The sequence below is a fragment of the Lactimicrobium massiliense genome (genome assembly GCF_900343155.1).
GTDB classification, from domain to species: domain Bacteria; phylum Bacillota_I; class Bacilli_A; order Erysipelotrichales; family Erysipelotrichaceae; genus Bulleidia; species Bulleidia massiliensis.
This window is the reverse complement of sequence record NZ_OUNG01000004.1, coordinates 205,338-222,735: the sequence shown is the minus strand read 5'-3', so window position 1 is coordinate 222,735 and position 17,398 is coordinate 205,338. Positions and strand designations below refer to the sequence as shown.

The 17,398-nt window shown below is 41.8% G+C and carries 14 protein-coding genes and 1 pseudogene; 5 read left to right on the top strand and 10 right to left on the bottom strand.

The window, feature by feature from the left end:
• Positions 1-9: 9 nt before the first annotated feature.
• From DHU66_RS09010 to DHU66_RS09000, 3 genes are read left to right on the top strand one after another with little or no spacing between them, the layout of a single operon-like run.
• Positions 10-1,686 carry a DUF2326 domain-containing protein gene (locus DHU66_RS09010; RefSeq protein WP_167836344.1) on the top strand — a complete coding sequence of 559 codons (1,677 nt, stop codon included), beginning with the start codon at positions 10-12 and terminating at the stop codon, positions 1,684-1,686.
• 15 nt (positions 1,687-1,701) lie between these two features.
• Positions 1,702-1,965 carry a helix-turn-helix domain-containing protein gene (locus DHU66_RS09005; RefSeq protein WP_108775618.1) on the top strand — a complete coding sequence of 88 codons (264 nt, stop codon included), beginning with the start codon at positions 1,702-1,704 and terminating at the stop codon, positions 1,963-1,965.
• Positions 1,934-4,267 carry a DNA methyltransferase gene (locus DHU66_RS09000; RefSeq protein ID WP_108775617.1) on the top strand — a complete coding sequence of 778 codons (2,334 nt, stop codon included), beginning with the start codon at positions 1,934-1,936 and terminating at the stop codon, positions 4,265-4,267. Before DHU66_RS09005 ends, DHU66_RS09000 begins: the two co-directional genes overlap by 32 nt.
• A 165-nt stretch (positions 4,268-4,432) precedes the next feature.
• Here the strand turns inward: DHU66_RS09000 and DHU66_RS08995 are convergent.
• The 7 genes and pseudogenes from DHU66_RS08995 to DHU66_RS08965 all read right to left on the bottom strand — a co-directional run.
• Positions 4,433-4,879: pseudogene (locus DHU66_RS08995) on the bottom strand (ATP-binding protein); the annotation flags it as partial.
• A 119-nt stretch (positions 4,880-4,998) separates the two neighbouring features.
• Positions 4,999-6,024: a tyrosine-type recombinase/integrase gene (locus DHU66_RS08990; protein ID WP_108775615.1), complete on the bottom strand. Its 1,026-nt coding sequence runs from the start codon at positions 6,022-6,024 to the stop codon at positions 4,999-5,001.
• Positions 6,014-6,967, bottom strand: coding sequence for a tyrosine-type recombinase/integrase (locus DHU66_RS08985; protein WP_108775614.1), 954 nt, complete (start codon positions 6,965-6,967; stop codon positions 6,014-6,016). Before DHU66_RS08985 ends, DHU66_RS08990 begins: the two co-directional genes overlap by 11 nt.
• Complete coding sequence (locus DHU66_RS08980) at positions 6,964-8,208, bottom strand: site-specific integrase (protein ID WP_108775613.1); 1,245 nt, start codon at positions 8,206-8,208, stop codon at positions 6,964-6,966. Before DHU66_RS08980 ends, DHU66_RS08985 begins: the two co-directional genes overlap by 4 nt.
• Positions 8,209-8,332: 124 nt before the next feature.
• A complete protein-coding gene (locus tag DHU66_RS08975; protein WP_108775612.1) occupies positions 8,333-8,722 on the bottom strand; it encodes an ATP-binding protein in 390 nt (129 codons plus the stop codon).
• The gene (gene istA / locus DHU66_RS08970; RefSeq protein ID WP_167836256.1) at positions 8,697-10,283 is read right to left on the bottom strand and encodes an IS21 family transposase; all 1,587 of its coding nucleotides are present in this window, start codon (positions 10,281-10,283) and stop codon (positions 8,697-8,699) included. The genes DHU66_RS08975 and istA overlap by 26 nt, the downstream gene beginning before the upstream one ends.
• 375 nt (positions 10,284-10,658) lie before the next feature.
• A complete protein-coding gene (locus tag DHU66_RS08965) occupies positions 10,659-11,963 on the bottom strand; it encodes an IS4 family transposase (RefSeq protein ID WP_108775611.1) in 1,305 nt (434 codons plus the stop codon).
• Between the two features lie 178 nt (positions 11,964-12,141).
• Here DHU66_RS08965 and DHU66_RS08960 point away from each other — a divergent pair, with 178 nt between their 5' ends.
• Positions 12,142-12,699, top strand: coding sequence for a type IIL restriction-modification enzyme MmeI (locus DHU66_RS08960; protein ID WP_342587733.1), 558 nt, complete (start codon positions 12,142-12,144; stop codon positions 12,697-12,699).
• On the top strand, positions 12,696-14,540 hold the full coding sequence (locus tag DHU66_RS08955) for a DUF262 domain-containing protein (RefSeq protein WP_108775609.1): 1,845 nt from the start codon (positions 12,696-12,698) through the stop codon (positions 14,538-14,540). Before DHU66_RS08960 ends, DHU66_RS08955 begins: the two co-directional genes overlap by 4 nt.
• A 72-nt stretch (positions 14,541-14,612) precedes the next feature.
• On the opposite strand, the gene DHU66_RS08950 is transcribed toward DHU66_RS08955, so the two are convergent.
• Genes DHU66_RS08950 through DHU66_RS08945 form a run of 3 tightly spaced genes read right to left on the bottom strand, consistent with a single transcriptional unit; the run spans position 14,613 to position 17,397 of the window.
• Positions 14,613-16,607, bottom strand: a complete 1,995-nt coding sequence (locus DHU66_RS08950; RefSeq protein WP_245309489.1) for a DNA polymerase — start codon at positions 16,605-16,607, stop codon at positions 14,613-14,615.
• Between the two features lie 41 nt (positions 16,608-16,648).
• Positions 16,649-16,816: a hypothetical protein gene (locus DHU66_RS12245; RefSeq protein ID WP_167836343.1), complete on the bottom strand. Its 168-nt coding sequence runs from the start codon at positions 16,814-16,816 to the stop codon at positions 16,649-16,651.
• A 14-nt stretch (positions 16,817-16,830) separates the two neighbouring features.
• Positions 16,831-17,397 carry a DUF2815 family protein gene (locus DHU66_RS08945; protein WP_108775607.1) on the bottom strand — a complete coding sequence of 189 codons (567 nt, stop codon included), beginning with the start codon at positions 17,395-17,397 and terminating at the stop codon, positions 16,831-16,833.
• Position 17,398: the final 1 nt, after the last annotated feature.

Sequence of the window (17,398 nt, the reverse complement as noted above, 5' to 3'; positions counted from 1 at the left end):
AAATTTCAGATGAAGGTTGACGGCCATATGGTGCCACGAGGTCCAATTACATTTCACGATGGCTTAAATACTATAGTAGGTGGAAACCATGCTGATAATTCTATTGGTAAGTCTACATTGCTCCTTATTATAGATTTTTGTTTTGGCGGAAATGCATATGTGGATCCTAAAGTTAGCAATGCTAACGATCCAAAACATGTCGGAAATCATACAATCAAATTTACGATGAAGTTCGATGGCATTGAGGAGTATTACAGCCGTAACACTTTAAGACCAGACGAGATACTGGTTTGTGATTCAAATTATATGCCGATAAAGGATCCTATATCATTAGATGAATATACACAGCATCTTTACGAACAATACCATTTGGAAAATAGTGGAGATTCGTTTCGGGAGGTGGTTGGTCGTTATCAAAGAATTTATCTTCGTGGTAATACAAATGAAGTTAGACCACTTTCTTATGATTATGAGACAAGTGGAAGCGCAGCAGTTAAATCATTAGAGAAATTATTTCATGTTTACAAGTTCATAGAGGATTATGAGGCTGTTTACACCGAAAAGAAAAAGGAAAAAGACGCACATAAAGCTGCTTCAGATTACCATCTAACAGGAAATGTACCATCAGGAAAACGTGGTATTAAGGAAAATGAGGAAGAAATAGATAAACTGAAAACTGAATTGCAGAATCTTCAAAATAAAGAAGATGCAGACTTATCATCTCAGCAAAATGAACAGATCGACAAGGCGGCAGAAATAAAAGCCCGGCTGAAGACTATGCGCCGAAAAAGAACAATGCTTCGGACTCAGCAGGACGCTATTCGTGAAAATCTGAGTGGAGAAAATGTCCTTGATGAGAACGACATAGAAGATTTGATGGAATTCTTCCCGAACGTAAATCAGTGGAAAATCTTACAGGTTGATGAGTTTCATCAAAAGATGCAGAAGATACTGGCATCAGAGATGAAGGAAGATATACAAAACATCGAAGATATGATTTCAGCCTTGGAGAATGATATCAAGGTTGCGGAAGAAGAACTTCGGGCAACGGGTGTGCCGGTGAATATATCCCAGAAGTTTCTTCAACAGCATGCCGAGCTAACTAAGAAAATTGATGAGCTGGAAAGGGCTAATTCAGAACGTAAAAAATGGAACATTGTACGTGATGAAACAAAGGAAGCTTTGACAGCTCTTCAGGAAGCTAGAGAGGCGCAACTTAAGAAGATTGAAGAACAGCTGAACCAAGAACTGTATAGCGTTAATGAATATATATACAATGGCGAGAATTATGCTCCAACGATTTCATTTTCAAGCACGAGAACCGGTAAGCCTGACTACTATTACCATATTCCTGAGGATACTGGTACTGGAGCTAACTATCGTGGAATGATTATGCTTGATTTGGCCATGTTGCATATAACAGATTTGCCGTTTATTACACATGATTCTTTGATTTTTAAGAACGTAGAAGACCTTCCTATTGATGAAATTATGGAACTGTATGCAAAGAGTCCTAAGCAAATATTTATCGCTTTTGATAAGAAGGATGCTTACTCTCAGATTACAGGAGAAATCATTCAAAAGACTAAGGTCATTGAACTTCATCAAGACGGAGGGGAGTTGTTCGGATGGTCATGGGCAAAAAAGAAAAATAACCGTAACAATAATACTAATGAAGAATCATAATTAAAAAGGTGACATATGCGTATTAGTTATAATCCTTTGTGGAAAATACTAATTGATAAGGGCATGAATAAGAGACAGCTTCGTGAAAAAAGCGGAATTAGCACAGCCTCAATGGCGAAACTTGGTAAGGGTGAAAATATTACTACAGATGTCTTATTAAGGATATGCGAAGCCCTGGATTGCAATATAAATCAGATCATGGAGTCGGTGCCAGATTCAAATTCCATGAAAAATAAGGAGACTATGGATGACGGATGCAGAGCAGCGGGAAGCCGCTAGACAATTTGTAAATAAATGGAAAAATGGCGGAGATGAGATGAAGGACAGCCATAAATTCTGGTTGGAACTTCTTCACGATGTTCTTGGTGTAGATAAGGTTACTGACTACATTGATTTTGAAAAATCCGTTAAACTTCCAGAAGGGGATGGAAAAGTACATTCTCGCCGAATAGATGGATATATTCCATCTGTTAAGGTTCTGATCGAGCAGAAAGGTGACACGCATCCACTTGATGAAAAAGAATCACAGTCAGGTGGAGAAAGGCTTACGCCATATGAGCAAGGGAAAAGATATAACGATAACCTTCCGTATGAGGAAAAAGCCCGCTGGATTATTACATGCAATTTTAAAGAGCTCTGGATTTATGACATGAATGAAATTGTGCCTACTCCACAGAAGATTTCTGTCATTGATCTGCAGAATAAATATCCGTTGCTCGATTTTCTTGTGAAAAAGGATGTTAAGCAGCTTTCTCATGAGATGGAGGTATCCATCAAAGCGGGTGACATTGTAGGCAAAATCTATGATGCCTTTCTTAAGCAATATGGAATTCCAGAAACCACTCCAAAGGACGAAAGTGCTGAGGATAAAGCAAAGCGAGAACATAAACTCCGCAGTCTGAATGCATTATGTGTGCGTCTCGTATTCCTGTTTTATGCTGAGGATGCGGGTATCTTTGAACGGGAACAGTTTCATGATTATATGGAACAATTCTCTGTAAGGGATAGTAGACGGGCGCTGCTAGATTTGTTCCATGTACTAGATCAGAAGGAAGAAGATAGAGATGATTACCTGGAGGATGATCTAAAGGCATTCCCATATGTGAATGGTGGACTTTTTTCTGATGAATCAATTGAGGTGCCACAGTTTAACGATGAGATCAGAAATCTGATCTTAGTCCATGCATCTGAAGATTTTAACTGGCGAGATATTAGTCCGACTATCTTTGGAGCTGTTTTTGAAAGTACTTTAAATCCGGAAACCAGGCGCTCCGGGGGTATGCATTACACTTCAATAGAGAATATTCATAAGGTGATTGATCCACTATTTCTTGATGACCTTAAATCTGAATTTGAAGAAATTAAAAATATTTCTGTTCCGAGAAGCAAGAAGGCTAAGTTAAAGACTTTCCAGAAAAAGCTATCTTCACTGACATTCTTGGATCCAGCCTGTGGAAGTGGAAATTTCCTTACAGAATCTTATTTGAGCCTCCGCCGTTTAGAAAACCAGGTGATTAGAGAATTGGCGCATGGGCAGATGGCTATGGTTTCTGATGAATTTGATAATCCGATTCAGGTATCTATCCAGCAGTTCTATGGCATCGAAATAAATGATTTTGCGGCAACAGTTGCAAAGACAGCTTTATGGATTGCAGAAAGCCAGATGCTTGATGAAACAAAGAATATTCTTTATGGCTTCAATCAAGATTTCTTGCCGTTGAAAACATATGTGAATATTACAGAAGGGAATGCATTAAGACTTGATTGGAGACAGACCGTAGCAAATGGCAAAGTCTCATATATTATGGGAAATCCACCTTTTGTTGGTCAGGCAATGCGTTCAAAACAACAAGCAGCCGATCTTCAGAACGTGTTTGCACCTTCGAAGAGTTGGGGAAAGCTTGACTATGTTGCCGGGTGGTTTAAAAAGGCCGCAGATTTTATTGATGGATCTGATACAGAGGTTGCATTTGTATCTTCTAATTCTATCTGTCAGGGAGAATCTGTTAATCTGCTTTGGGAGCCATTGTTAACAGGCGGGATAAAAATCAACTTTGCATACCAAACGTTTAAGTGGACGAGTGAAGCCAAAGAACAAGCAGCCGTGATGTGTGTAATAATTGGTTTTTCTAGAAAAGATCGGAAAGAAAAACTCCTGTTTGTTGATAATGAATGCCGGAAAGTTAAGCATATCAACGGATACCTAAATGATGGGCCAGATGTTTTTATTAAAAATCGTAGTAAATCGATTAACAAAGGCTTAGCAAAGGTTGTACAGGGAAGCCCTCCAGCTGATAATGGTAGATTGATGCTTTCTACAGAAGAACGGCAGGAATTTATAGAAAAATATCCTATATTAGAAGACGTAATTCATCCATTCATTGGTAGCAGAGAGTTTTTGAACGATGTAACTTATTCGCGGTTCTGTTTCTGGTTTGTTGGAAAGAAAATATCAGATTATGCAAATATTCCAGAGTTGACTGCAAGATTGGACTATATTCGTGAATATCGTAAGGCTAGCCCAGTTGATAGAATTCAAAAGACAGCTGATACACCCAATGTCATTAAGATAAGCTCATGAAAGTGATATTGAGATTTTGACCTGCAGACGCCGGGACTTTGGACGCATAGATCCGGCATGAGATGGTACCGGCAGTGCGGAAATTGATGGACTCACTGAACCGGTTGTCATGGTACCGCCATAAAAGGGTGATCCCTTGTCGGTATTGGACAGGGGATCATTTGATTACTGTGTATTACTTCGTGAAGCTTGCTGCTGTGCAAGGGCGGCAGCTATATCGATATTTCTCATGCTGTCACCTTCGAGTGTTATTGTGTATGCCTTGGCAGTCAGACGGTTCATGATCGTATCTGCGATTGCGCCTCCTGCCTGTGAAAGCCGGTTATACATTTCTTCAGGCATTAGCTGTGAGCAGATCAGGAAAGAACGATGAATACTGGATCTGGGTTTCGATGAGATCAGTCGGTACAGGAAATCCGCATCTTCACTGGTTATCCTGGTAAGCATAAAGTCGTCAATGATCACCAGGTTCGTATTAACCAGCTTCCTGAGGAATTTCTCTCCTTTACCTTTGCTTTCCTGATTGTGGTAGGTGCTCATAAGGTCAGGCATGATGAAGTATCTGACTGTATACCCATGCTCACATGCTTCGTTGCCATAAGCACAGGCAAGGAACGTCTTTCCATAATGTAAAGCTTTACATTATGGAAATTATGCAAAGCAATTGATAATGTAAAGTAAATGCCGCAATCATCGGTGCTGATGCGGATAACTGCGGCAATTACTTTACATTATTTCTTTGTGAGATTTTGAAGCCATCGCATTAAATCGGCATCATCATTCCAATCATTTGTGTCTTCAGGTGTGATTTCCTCATATGCGTTTTCTAGAGCTTTTCTTTTGCTTTGCTGGGAAACTCTTGCATATATCTCAGTAGTTGTTACACTGGCGTGTCCAAGAAAATCACGAATATATATCAATGGAACACCAGCTTCAAGCATGTGAACTGCCTTGGAATGCCGGAGAATATGAGGATGTGTCTGAATGCTGAAGGCAACTCCGGATTTATCTTCTGCCATTGCTGCATACTTTTTCAGAATATATGCTACTCCTGCACGAGTAAGCTGATGACTCTGATTATTTGAGAAGAGGTATTCCTTTGTTGAATATTTCAGAGTATTCAGATTGTTTTCTTCGATATACTTCCGGAGAATTCCGGCTGTATTTCCCATGATAGGCACAAAGCGAGTCTTATTCCCTTTGCCTGTTATTCTGACAGTTTCCGGACTATTCAAGCGGATATCATCAACTTTCAAACTGCAGATCTCGCTAACCCTTGCACCAGTGTCATACATTACGGTCAATAAAACTTTATCTCTGCGACCTCTTGCAGTCTCTGTATCAGGCGCAGCGAGAATTGCCTTTACCTCTTCTACTGTTAGATACGGGATAACCCTTGACGTACTCTTCTTATTCTTGATGGCAAGGATTTTCTGATATTCTTCAAAATGATCAATATCTTCTACCTGCACATATCTGATAAAGGAATGAATTGCTGATAATCTGATGTTCCGTGATGATTTCTTGATTCCTCTGCTTGCTTCCAGCCAGTCAAGAAAATGCAGAATATTGTTCCTTGTCAGTTCGGACAGAGTTACTTTTTCTGGCGGAAGATTCATCTCATCTCGAAAGAAAATCAACAGCAGCTTGAAGGTATCCCTGTAGGAACTGATCGTATTAGTGCTTAGATTCCTTTCTCCCGTCAGATACTTTGTAAAGAAACTGGTGACGTAGTAATCAAAGTCTTTATTCTTCATTTTTGGTGCCTTCAAAGTATCTTTCACACTTTGCAACTATCTCCGGATACAGTTCTGCTGTCAGGCGCAGATAATATTCCGTGCACCGTGTATCTGAATGCCCCATGTAAGCACAAAGATATGGCATTAACGCATTGATATCCTGTCCTTCTTTGACCCAGTTGCGGAGACAATGAACACAGTAAGTGTGACGAAAATCATGAATTCTTGGACCTTTACTTCTGCCGCCATGGTGTATTCCTGCTTTCCATAGGCATCTTCGGAAATGGTGGTATACAGACGCATCGCTAAGACTTTTTCCTTTATTATTAGTGAAGATATATTCTTCCTCTGAAATGCCTGAACGATATTTTCTCTGATAATTCTGCAGATAATCTAAAGTTACCCGGTGAACAGGTATCATCCGATCTTTATTGTTCTTGGCCTGCCTGATAAAGAAGGTGCCGTCTTCAAAATTAATGTCTTTGAATTTTAAATGCATCAATTCGTTTACACGCATACCTGTGCTGTAGAGAACTCGGAAAATAACGGCATACCGCTGATTGCACTCATTTTCGATCCCTTCTTTATCCGCAGCTTGAAATATAGACGCAAGCTCTTGGTCAGTAAAAATGTGCGGGACATATTCTCTGGCGTAGCTTCCTGCAGGCAGAGGCGGACAAATATATGCTTCGTTTCCTGTTCTGGACATATAACTGGCTAATTCCCGAATGGCACCGACCCGATTATTGCGTGTTTGCTTTGTTTCATTTGGCCTTTTTGTGACATAAAGGTTTACAACTTCTTTCGTTAAAGCCGGATCCTTTATGCCAGCTCTGAAAAAGAATCCATCCATTTCATGATATCTGCGCTCTGCAGTCTCGTATTTGTAGCCGAGTTTTCGCTTTTCCTGAATCAAGTCTTCCATGAAAGGGCCGAAGACACTTTTGTATTCGAACTTCATGATTCAGACACCTCGTTCGGATTGATCATGCATGCTTTTAAACCGTTCATATCAATCTGTAAGTATATGCTGGTGGATTTCACACTCGTATGTCCGAGAATCTGACTGATCTGCGGCAGCGGAACCTGCTTTTCAAGCAGAACTCTGCCAAGAGTATGCCGCAAAGTATGCATTCCGCAGAAGCCTTCCCGCGGAATTGGAACACCAGATAGGGCCAGATATTTCCTGAAAATCGTGTTCAGCCCGGAGGATTCTGACAAACGCTTATACGGGGCGTTGGCAGTAATAAAAACTGCATTATCTGTTGTGACTGGTCTGCTATGCCGAATATAATCAATAAGAGCCCAGCCAATGTCAGTCAACAGCGGAAGATGAATGGTATTGCTTGTCTTTTGTTGTTTTATGATGATCTCTTTGGCTTCCCAATTGATATTCTCTAATTCCAGATTCCGGATATCTACCGATCGCAGCCCGTATTTGCAGGCAAGCATCAGAATTGCATAGTCTCTTTTTCCAACAGGACTATCTCGGTCAACAGAGCCGAGTATTTTTTTGACATCTTCCAGCTTCCAGCTGATAGGCAGATTTGCTCTATGAGGTGCGGCGACTTTCCTTACGAACCTGCTTTTATCCTCAGATGAATATCCGTTGCTGAAACAGTAACGAAAGAAAAAACTCATTTCTCCACAACGCGCTGTCACAGACTTTGGTGCTTCATCAATAAATAATGCAAGGATCTTCTCAACAATTTCCTGAGTGATTAAATTGCAGTCATGAATGCTGTGCGCGCAAAAGTATTCAATAATGAGTCGAATTGTTAGTTCCCGGTGCCTTATGGTAGATTTTCGAATGCCATGGTCTATCTGTTCCTGTAGGAATCCTTGATAAATTGGTTTCCAATAGTCATCGGTGATTTCGGAATGATATCTTGAAAACCTCGTAACAAATACCTGGCTGGAGCTGTATACACTTAGCATTTTTTGCGCACGCAGATGGCAAAGCTTTGAACTGTTATAGGACGAACTTACTTCAAGCGATTGAAGAAAGATTCCATAGTGCTCAGCTAAAAATTCCAAGCTGATCTGATCACTGAAATAAATGAAGTTATGTTTGCTGCAATACTTCTTAAATTGATTGTAATGATGAGTATAGATGTTGATAGTTCCGTTGCTGAAATTACGCTGCCGCATGATCTCAAGTATTTGAAATATGCACTGTTCAATTGTCAATCTGTTCTCCATTTTGAGAACTCCTTTCTATGGGTACTCCCATAGAAGAAGTATGCCCGGTAAAGAAGGAAACGAAAATAATGTAAAGTAATTGCCGCAGTTATCCGCATCAGCACCGATGATTGCGGCATTTACTTTACATTATCAATTGCTTTGCATAATTTCCGCCTCCTGTTGCCGATTGAATCATGATGTTCAGCTCACTGTCTATGAATTCACACGTTTTCAGCTGATCGATCAGAGGAATATTCAAATGTCTCTGAGGCAGATAGAGAAGGTTGTTAAAATCTGCAGATGGGAAAAACAGTTTAGCTGCTTTCTTATAACGGTCTGCTGTGCGATTGCCGTTCCCAATCAGCTGACAACTGATGAGCTGGTCAACTACCTGCAGTGCCGATTGATCAGCCAGTTCACCGCTTTCTGCCATTGCGTCAAAGAGATCAGCCATTTCTTTCATGCCAAGCTGCCTTATTTCTTTACTGACGGTTTTCGGCGTGATTTCATTTCTTCTTGTTCTTCTTGGCATAATACTCTGCTCCTCTGACAAATGACTTTTCCTGGGTGCCATCTGATTCAACTTCACCTGTATCAGGCTGTATTACAGCCATATCTTGTCCGGCATAAAGAATCGCTTTAATATTCTTGTAGACTGGTCTTTTGTAATGGTCCAGTGCTATCTGACAGGCATGTTCTACTCTTGGCCGAGGATATGTGTCTGTCAGTTTTAGTATTGAAAGTACGGTATTGTAATAACGCTGCTCTGCACCGCCGTTTCTGAAGAAGCGGTCAACGACTTCATAAGTGTATGGACCGATCTCCTTTGCCCATTTCAGGAATCTGTTACTGTTCCACTTGCCGAAGCTTGCACTGTTTGGCGGGCGGTGTTCGTCCCAGATGTCATACTTGCCAATACCAGCCTTAATCTTGTGCGTGCAGATAAAATCACCTTTCATAGTCCAGCATTCAATACGGTCACTGAAGATCCTGAGCCAAACTTCTTCACCAATGTGCTGATACGGAACAGAGTAAAAATTCTTGTTGTATTGGAAACAGATATTTGGATATATCTTTGCTTTTTTCCTGGTGAAATATTCGTATTGAATTGATGGTAATGGAGAGAGCCGATCCTTTTCGTAGTCGGTGTACAGGCTGAGTCTGCTGCCTTCCTTCTTCTGAAACGGCTTTGCATTGAATTCATCCAGTTCCTTACGAACATACTTGTTGTATTCCTCAATTGAGAAGCACTGGATGTTGCGCAGCCGACCAAGGATGGCGGATTCAAACTTGCCAACGACATTCTCTACATGCGCTTTATATCGTGGCGCCCGCACCTTGGCAGCTTCAAGAATGATGCCGTAATAGTTGGCAAACGCTTCATAATCAGCCTGATAGATAACATCACCGTTCTTTGGATGCCTGATAACACCAGTCTTGAGGTTGTCACAGATGATGACATGCGGACTGCCATGAAAGTATTCCAGCATATGCACATTTGCTTTAATCCAGTTTGGCAGCTTCATATCCGGGAAGACTTCAGCGTATGCATAGCCGCTGAATGGCAGAATTGCAGCGAACAGCCACGCTTTCTGAATTTCTCCCGTGTACGGATCTTTCCAGTATGCTGGATCTCCGGTCCAGTCAACTTCGATTTCTCTTCCAGGCTCATGCCTGATTACCTCAGAATAAGATTTCTTGGTCAAATGTTCTTCAAGATGAAGCTGGAACTGGGTTTTCTGCAAATGGGGCAGATTGGCTCTTTCACATGACTCTGCATATTCATCAAACAAGAGTTTCTTAGTGACACCAGGCTTGAGAAGCTCCTTACAAAGCTGGTCATAGTCTGGCTCAACATAGAGAACCTGCTTTGGTCCATCCGATTGAGGAATGTCACTTCTTCTGAAGATCTTATCAAGCTGACTCGAATCAAACTGATCAAGATCTTCCGGTATCCATTTGTTCTTTTCCATCACCTCCTTGATGATGGATACCTTGTTTTTTGATGTGTGGGTCATTCCCGCAATATCCCGCTGTGAGAATGATCCCGAAGATAGATACCGTGCGATGTCAATGTACTTTGACTTTTCCATGCTTAAAGCACCTCCTTTGACGTACGAAAAAGCTGCACGTTGCTTTCCGTACAGCTTCATCTTAGTCAGAAAAGAGACGCTTCGAAGTTTACGCTTCTTCGCCACAAAAAAAAGGCGGTACCGATAGATCCGGAAGACCGGGTCCAAAATTTCCGGTTCACTGGGTCCAACGTACCGCCGTTTGCATTTGACCCGTTAAGTTAAGAAGCTGGATGAAGAATAATAATGTTATTCTTCAGGACTCAGCTTCTTTTTTGATCAGCTCTTAGAGGACAATCCAGAGGTTCTCAAAAAGAAGGCATGACGAAAACATCTTTTGAGCAATCTGTCACTTTATCATTGAATCCAAAGGCTGACCTCGTATAATGAAGTTGCTTAGGCAGCTCTATAGAGTGACAGTCTTGCTGGTTGTGACTTTATATTGCGCTTGAACTTTCTTCCTGGTCGTACGGGACTCAGGAAGTTTTTTATTCTGTCTATGAATGCTTTTGTCGTAATAAGCTTCTTCAGGAATAATCGCGCATTCGTAACGGCAGGTTTAAAAGCAATCTGATACGTCCATTTTCTGCCATCCTTTTCTACCGGCACAGCATTGATCAGAAGCTGGGTGTAGTTGTACATGATGAGAGCGGCATAGATTTCCTGTCTTGCGTTTTTCTGCTTGACTGAATTGAAGTAAACCATGTTTGTATCGTATTTCAAGTGGCGGAATGCACCTTCAATCTCCCAGCGCATATGGTAAAGTTCCTTAAGCTCAGTGATGGAAAATTCATCTTTGGGCAGATTCGTAACCAGGCACTCATAAGTACCATCCGTGATTTTGAAACGGATGACACGGAAAGTCATATTGTAGAACGGATGATCAAAATCCAGATAACTGAAATTTACGTTTGATGGCAGGAATACGTATTTCTGCTTGTTTTGCTTGATCTCTTTCGTCTGGCTTCTTGTCAATATACGAGTGATATCTCGATCGAATTCTTCATCTGGCAGATCAATGGCAGATAAGATCCCGCTGCTGAATATATCCTTTATACGAATGGCGAAGTGAATGCTGTTTTCAAGCATATAGGCAAGCAGCTCATAGCTTTCGTAGCCGCGGTCAGCAGTAATAATCGTTTTGGCTGGCAGATCATGGGCTTTAAGCATATCAAGCAGAGCGCCTTTCTCATGAGACTTCTGTTTCGTATCTATCATAGCGTCTGTATATACGCGATTCAGAACGTCATACAGAGCATTGAGATGAAGCTGATTATAGCCCTGGCTGTTCTCATCATTCTTCAGAAATGTCTCTGGATCATCAGGGTTATAAGGGATACGTACATCTGATCCATCACAAGCGAATACACGATAGCCTTTGAAGAATCTGGTTCCAGGAATGTTTTCAGTCATTAAGTGCATTACTCTTTCAAGAGCTTCGGGATCGAGCTTTGAACGCTGCTGGCAGAAAGCTGAAGCAGACGGCGGGACTTTGGAAACAAAGAAATCAGAGAGTTCCTGGTTTAATGCCTTGGCCTGTTTCTGGATAAGGAAGCGAATCAGAATACCAGCGGGCAGTGCACGTATCCGAGTGAAGTCAACACCTGGCTGCGTACAATAGCAGCTTATATTTTGCTCGACCATATCAATGGCCTTGGCTAAAATGTCATCTACGCACTTAACAGAATCAATGGAAATCATAGTGAATTTTTCCTCCTACAATTTCCTTCGGATTGTGTAAAAAAGGCTGATTTTTGGCTGTCAAGTGTTTTTTAGAAAATCATCCAAAAAAATACGGCCCCTTTTGGCCATCAAAAAAAACGCCTTGTATTCTTACAAAATACAAAGCGTTTCAATCATCAAGCCCTAACTTAATGACATTGCTGATACACCTTGGCTTTTTACGCAAAATCGGCATCCAACAACAGACTATATTTTGATTCCAAGGCATTCTTCTGGTGAAAGAAGATATATCCCAATGGGGTTTATGTCTCCAAATATTATTTCAAGTGATGCGGTTGTTCTTGTGGATCATGCAACACTTTATGAATTTGGTATTTTATCATCAAATGTTCATAATGCATGGATGAGAACTGTTTGCGGTAGATTGAAGGCTGATTATAGATATGCTCCATCTGTTTACTATAATTTTCCGATGCCACCACAAACACAAGAGATGACTGAATTAATTTCAAAAACAGCTAAGGGAATTCTTGATGCTAGAAAACTTTATCCTGATAAAACACTGGCTGATATGTACGGAAAACAGATGTACTTGTATCCTGAATTAGTAAAGGCACATCAAAATAACGATCGTGCAGTTATGAATGCATACGGCTTTTCTGTTAAAGATACCTCAGAAGCAGACTGCGTTGCCGAGTTGATGAAGATGTATCAAAAGATGGTAGATACTGAGAAAGGAGGAAATACCAAATGATTAAGACTGTAGCGCATCCAACAGTTGCGGAGATATTTTCCATTAATGATTCAACGGTTTTTAGAATTCCAAAGTACCAAAGGGAATACACCTGGGGAACAGGAGAATGGGACGCTATCTTCAATGATGTTACAGATAATGATCTTGGTTATTTCCTTGGCTCATACATATGTGTGGATGATGGCTCAAAACCAAATGAACTCGAACTTATAGATGGTCAGCAACGGTTTACTACAATTATTCTTTTGCTAACTGCACTTTATGAAAAACTTTATCATCTTAAGGACCAGATGGACTTTGATGAGCTTACTGATCTTGTAAATCTGAAAAGTGAATTGGCCATTAAGAAGCAGATGTATTCTTCGGATGGTAAAAAGACAACAGAATATTTACAAAGGCTTATCCTGCAAAAACAGAATTCAAACGAGGAGGATTTCTCCTATCTGCTTTCCAATAAACAAATAATAAGCGCCCAGGTTGCTAAGCCTAACTATTTTGGATTGAGAAAAATTGCAAAAGCATACCGTCATTTTGGAAAGCTCATTGATGAAGAAGTAAATGAAATTAAGGAAGAAAAGCCTAGTGCGAGTGAAGTAGGTATCCTTTTCGGTATCGTTCGGAGATTTGAACATGCAGTCCTAGTGAAAATTGAAGTCGATACTAATCAGGATGCATACATGCTCTTTGAATCCTTAAATCATCGTGGTGTACCGCTTTCGGCACTTGATCTGATTAAAAACACATTGATTTCTCAGGCGGCCAATGAAGATGATGCAGACAATAGCTATGAAATTTGGAAACAGATTCTGAATAATGTAGGGCAGGATGATTATGCTGTTGAAGAAAGGTTTTTCCGCCAATATTACAATGCATTCAGAGAAGAATTGAACAAGCCATACGAGAGCTCTGATAAAAAATATTATTTAGGATACCTGGCTACTAGGACAACGCTTCTTGATATTTATGAGAAGATGATAAAAAGTGACTATAAAAGGCTGTTAAATGACCTATTGGATAAATCCAAGGTATACTCACTTATTACAAATAATGCTGATGAAACAAAGCTATATAGTCCAGCCCTTCAGGACCTTGAAAGGATTTCCGGAGCTCCATCATATATTTTGTTGCTGTATATAATTTCCAATCAGAAAGAGATGGGATTATCTGATGATAATATCAATGAGATTATTCACGTTTTAATTACTTTCTTTGTAAGACGTAATGTAACAGATGTGCCGAACACCCGTAAATTGACACAGCTTTTCATTGATACGATTGCAGACAGCAAGTCTTCTCAGGGCAAAGAAGTTGTGAACATAATACAGAATAAGCTGAAGTCTGTATCTGCGCCTGATGACTTGTTTGAAAGTAAGTTGCGTGGCTCCATTTATGATGAAAATCCGGAAGCAACAAGATTTCTGCTATGCAGCATTGAAGCGCAGCATCAAACAAAAGAAATATATTCTGACTTGTGGTCAAGAGATAATAGCAATAAGTATGTATGGACAATAGAACATATCTTCCCGGAAGGAGATAATATTCCGCAGGCATGGGTAGATATGATTGCCGATGGAGATAAAGAATTGGCAAAGCAGTATTTGCTCGACTATGTCCATACACTTGGAAATCTGACTATCACAGGATATAACCAGAATCTGTCTAATATGCCATTTGAGCAAAAAAGGGATAGGAAGTCAAAAGACAAAACAAAATATATTGGTTACAGAAATGGTTTATTCCTGAATCAGTCTGTTGTAAACGAAGACAAATGGACTGTTGATAAGATTAAAGATCGGACGGACATGTTAGTTAAGATTCTTCTTGATATGTACAAATGGTAAGTGAAATATATATATATATATATATATTGGCTTATGTGAAAACGGCAGCAGGCTCATCACCCACTGCTGTTTTCAGTCTTTCATATAGTATGAACACTCGTAGCCATCTGCGCGGAGTTGGATGTCTGGCATCCAATCTGGAGCACGGCCCATGGTGTCGCAGATCGGCTGCATCTTCATATCTTCTGGCACTTCGATGATCAGCTCATCGTGCACATGCCCGACAATATAAAAATCTTTCAAGTTCTTCATGCTGTTGCACAGGATATCGCGGGCAATCGCCTGCACCACATTTTCTACGATCTTCGGGCCATAGCTTTCAATCCTTGTCCATTTCTTCTGACCATTCAAACCCATGTAGGTGATGGACTCGCCACCGAATTTGTTTGCTTCAATCCTTGGCTTTACGTAGGAGAGCCGTCTTCCGGAAGGAAGATGGATGAACAGCATATTGTGGGACCAGAAGAATTCCACATTGCCGACATGAGTAGGAAGGTGATGGCGGATGGCGTCTTTGACTGCCTTATCGGTGTCCCACCAGTACTGCACGATGCCGCTGTTGGACTCGCGCCACGAGTTTACAATCGGCTGCAGTTCTTCTTCCTTAAGGCCCATCTCCAAGGCTCCCATTGCGGTCAGCGCACCGACTGAGCCTCCGTAGCCACAGGCTAATTCTGCGATCTTACCTTTCTGGCGGAGCTCGTCGTTGATTCCGTGCTTTACAACCGGAACGCCAAACATTCGGCTTGCAGTGGAGCAGTAGATATCTTCACCTCTGGCAAAGGCATCTGTTTTCCATGTCTCGCCAGCCAGGTAGGCAAGAACGCGGGCCTCGATGCTGCTGAAATCGGATACGACAAATTTGTATCCGGACTTTGGAACCAGTGCGGTTCGGATCAGCTGAGCCAGAACATCCGGAACATCATCATAAATAAGAGAGAGCCAGTCGTAGTCTCCAGATTTCACGATGTTTCTGGCAATGTCGAGATCCGGCATACTGTTTCGATAAAGGTTCTGTAACTGGATCAATCTCCCGGCCCAGCGGCCAGTGCGGTTGGCTCCATAGAATTGAAAGAGACCACGGCAGCGGCCATCCGGACACATGGAAGTGCGCATGGCTTCGTATTTCTTCACGCTGCTCTTGGCAAGCTGAAGCCGAAGCTTTAGCACTTCTTTGACGGTACCGGACGTGGTGCCAATCAGTGCCTTTACGTCCTTCTTTCCAAGAGAGTCGGTTTGTATGCTGTTAGCACACAGCCAGTCTTTTAACTGCTGGACGGAGTTAGGATTCTCAAGGCCAGTCAGTTCCTTCATCCGAGCGGTCAGAGATTCCTTGGTCAGTGCATCCATCTCAATTGCCTCTTTCACAAGTGTCTGATCGATCTGCACGCCACGGTCATTGATCTTCTGATCAATAAAATATTCATTCCACACAGAGTCCGGAACTGGATATTTCTTCAGACGCTCGTGGATCTGAAGCTGCACCTCAACATCCCGGATATTGTATTTTTTGAATTGCTCCCATTTGGCTGGATCATCCGTTGGAAGGTTTCTGGTCCGCATGCCATTCGTCTTGGTTGGCTTGCAGGGAGTAGAGAAGTAGCGGACCAGGTCTTTTCCTTCGGAGAGCTTCTGCTTTTCAAAGCCAAGGACTGATCCGACTCCGGCAAGAGAGAGAGGGAGGCCGTTGTATGCTGCCAGCACCATATCGCATCTCCAGCTGACCGGATCCAGATATCCATGAATCGAGTCCTTCGGATCTCCATAGGATTCAAACAAAACAGGATAGTGCTTTCTCAGATAGACGGATAAGCAGATGCGCTCAAAGGATGCGTTGAATGCATACTTGATCACGTCTTTGGATACCAGTGCTTCCAGCAGTTCATCCGGGATCTTCTCACCACATGCCACATCATAAGTTTTAACCGGATTCTCATCCACAGATACACCGAAGAGCAGAATCTGGAACGAGTTGTCTTCTGCATACCGGTACACACCAGTCTTGGCAAGATTGGCCTCACAGTATGTCTCGATGTCTATAGAGAGTGATTTCATAAATACCTCCATAAAGAAAGAAGGGCAGCAGGATCACCTGCCACCCTTACCGTTCATTTCATAAAGTTTCCGCTTCTGATGTATTTGATCAGTTTCTTGATCAGCCGCCATACGGAACGGATGAGAATGTACCAGCCGTAGCCAACTACCATCAGACAACATCCGCCGATACAGCCACAGATCAGAGCTTTCATCGCAGCATCAATGAAGTTCCAAAACATAGTGACCACCTCCCTTAATCGAGGAAGTCATCGTCACTGTCATCATCGTCAAGACCGGCGAATTCGGTCTCGGCATTGATGTGACCGCCCAGAGGTTCTCCATCTCTCAGCTTCTGCAGGGCATTCAGACCGCAGGCGATACCCTTGTTACCATTGGTATTGAAGGCGTAGAAGTTGATGGAAGCACGGCCATAGATGCCGGAGTAGAGCTCGGAAGTATCCATGATGATATTGTTGTTTGCATCCACGACACCCGGCTTGGTGGTGGAGTTTGCATTGATGAAGTAAGCATCCTTGTAGGCTTCATCGTCCGCTCTTTCCTTGTCGCCATCTCTCAACGGCTTTTTGATCACATCCAGGGACGGAGCAGACTTGCCGTTTCCACGCAGCTTGTTCTGACCTTCCTCATAGGCGGCCTTGATTGCCTTGTTGATCTTGGCAATTGTTACCTTGTCAGACTTCGGAATGATCAGACTGACGGAGAACTTCGGTGTTCCGCCATTGATAGCCTTCGGCTCATTGACATTGAGATAGCTGAAGCGAGTGTTTTTTCCAGTGATAACTTTTGTCGGTGTGTTCATG

Excerpts from the sequence above, each read along its gene's own strand:
- DHU66_RS08990 (WP_108775615.1), bottom strand. The coding sequence starts at position 6,024 with ATGAAGAATAAAGACTTTGATTACTACGTCACCAGTTTCTTTACAAAG.
- DHU66_RS08945 (WP_108775607.1), bottom strand. The coding sequence starts at position 17,397 with ATGAACACACCGACAAAAGTTATCACTGGAAAAAACACTCGCTTCAGC.
- DHU66_RS08975 (WP_108775612.1), bottom strand. The coding sequence starts at position 8,722 with ATGCCAAGAAGAACAAGAAGAAATGAAATCACGCCGAAAACCGTCAGT.
- DHU66_RS08980 (WP_108775613.1), bottom strand. The coding sequence starts at position 8,208 with ATGGAGAACAGATTGACAATTGAACAGTGCATATTTCAAATACTTGAG.
- DHU66_RS09005 (WP_108775618.1), top strand. The coding sequence starts at position 1,702 with ATGCGTATTAGTTATAATCCTTTGTGGAAAATACTAATTGATAAGGGC.
- DHU66_RS08950 (WP_245309489.1), bottom strand. The coding sequence starts at position 16,607 with ATGGAGGTATTTATGAAATCACTCTCTATAGACATCGAGACATACTGT.
- DHU66_RS12245 (WP_167836343.1), bottom strand. The coding sequence starts at position 16,816 with ATGTTTTGGAACTTCATTGATGCTGCGATGAAAGCTCTGATCTGTGGC.
- DHU66_RS08965 (WP_108775611.1), bottom strand. The coding sequence starts at position 11,963 with ATGATTTCCATTGATTCTGTTAAGTGCGTAGATGACATTTTAGCCAAG.
- DHU66_RS08955 (WP_108775609.1), top strand. The coding sequence starts at position 12,696 with ATGATTAAGACTGTAGCGCATCCAACAGTTGCGGAGATATTTTCCATT.
- DHU66_RS09010 (WP_167836344.1), top strand. The coding sequence starts at position 10 with ATGAAGGTTGACGGCCATATGGTGCCACGAGGTCCAATTACATTTCAC.
- DHU66_RS09000 (WP_108775617.1), top strand. The coding sequence starts at position 1,934 with ATGACGGATGCAGAGCAGCGGGAAGCCGCTAGACAATTTGTAAATAAA.
- istA (WP_167836256.1), bottom strand. The coding sequence starts at position 10,283 with ATGGAAAAGTCAAAGTACATTGACATCGCACGGTATCTATCTTCGGGA.
- DHU66_RS08985 (WP_108775614.1), bottom strand. The coding sequence starts at position 6,967 with ATGAAGTTCGAATACAAAAGTGTCTTCGGCCCTTTCATGGAAGACTTG.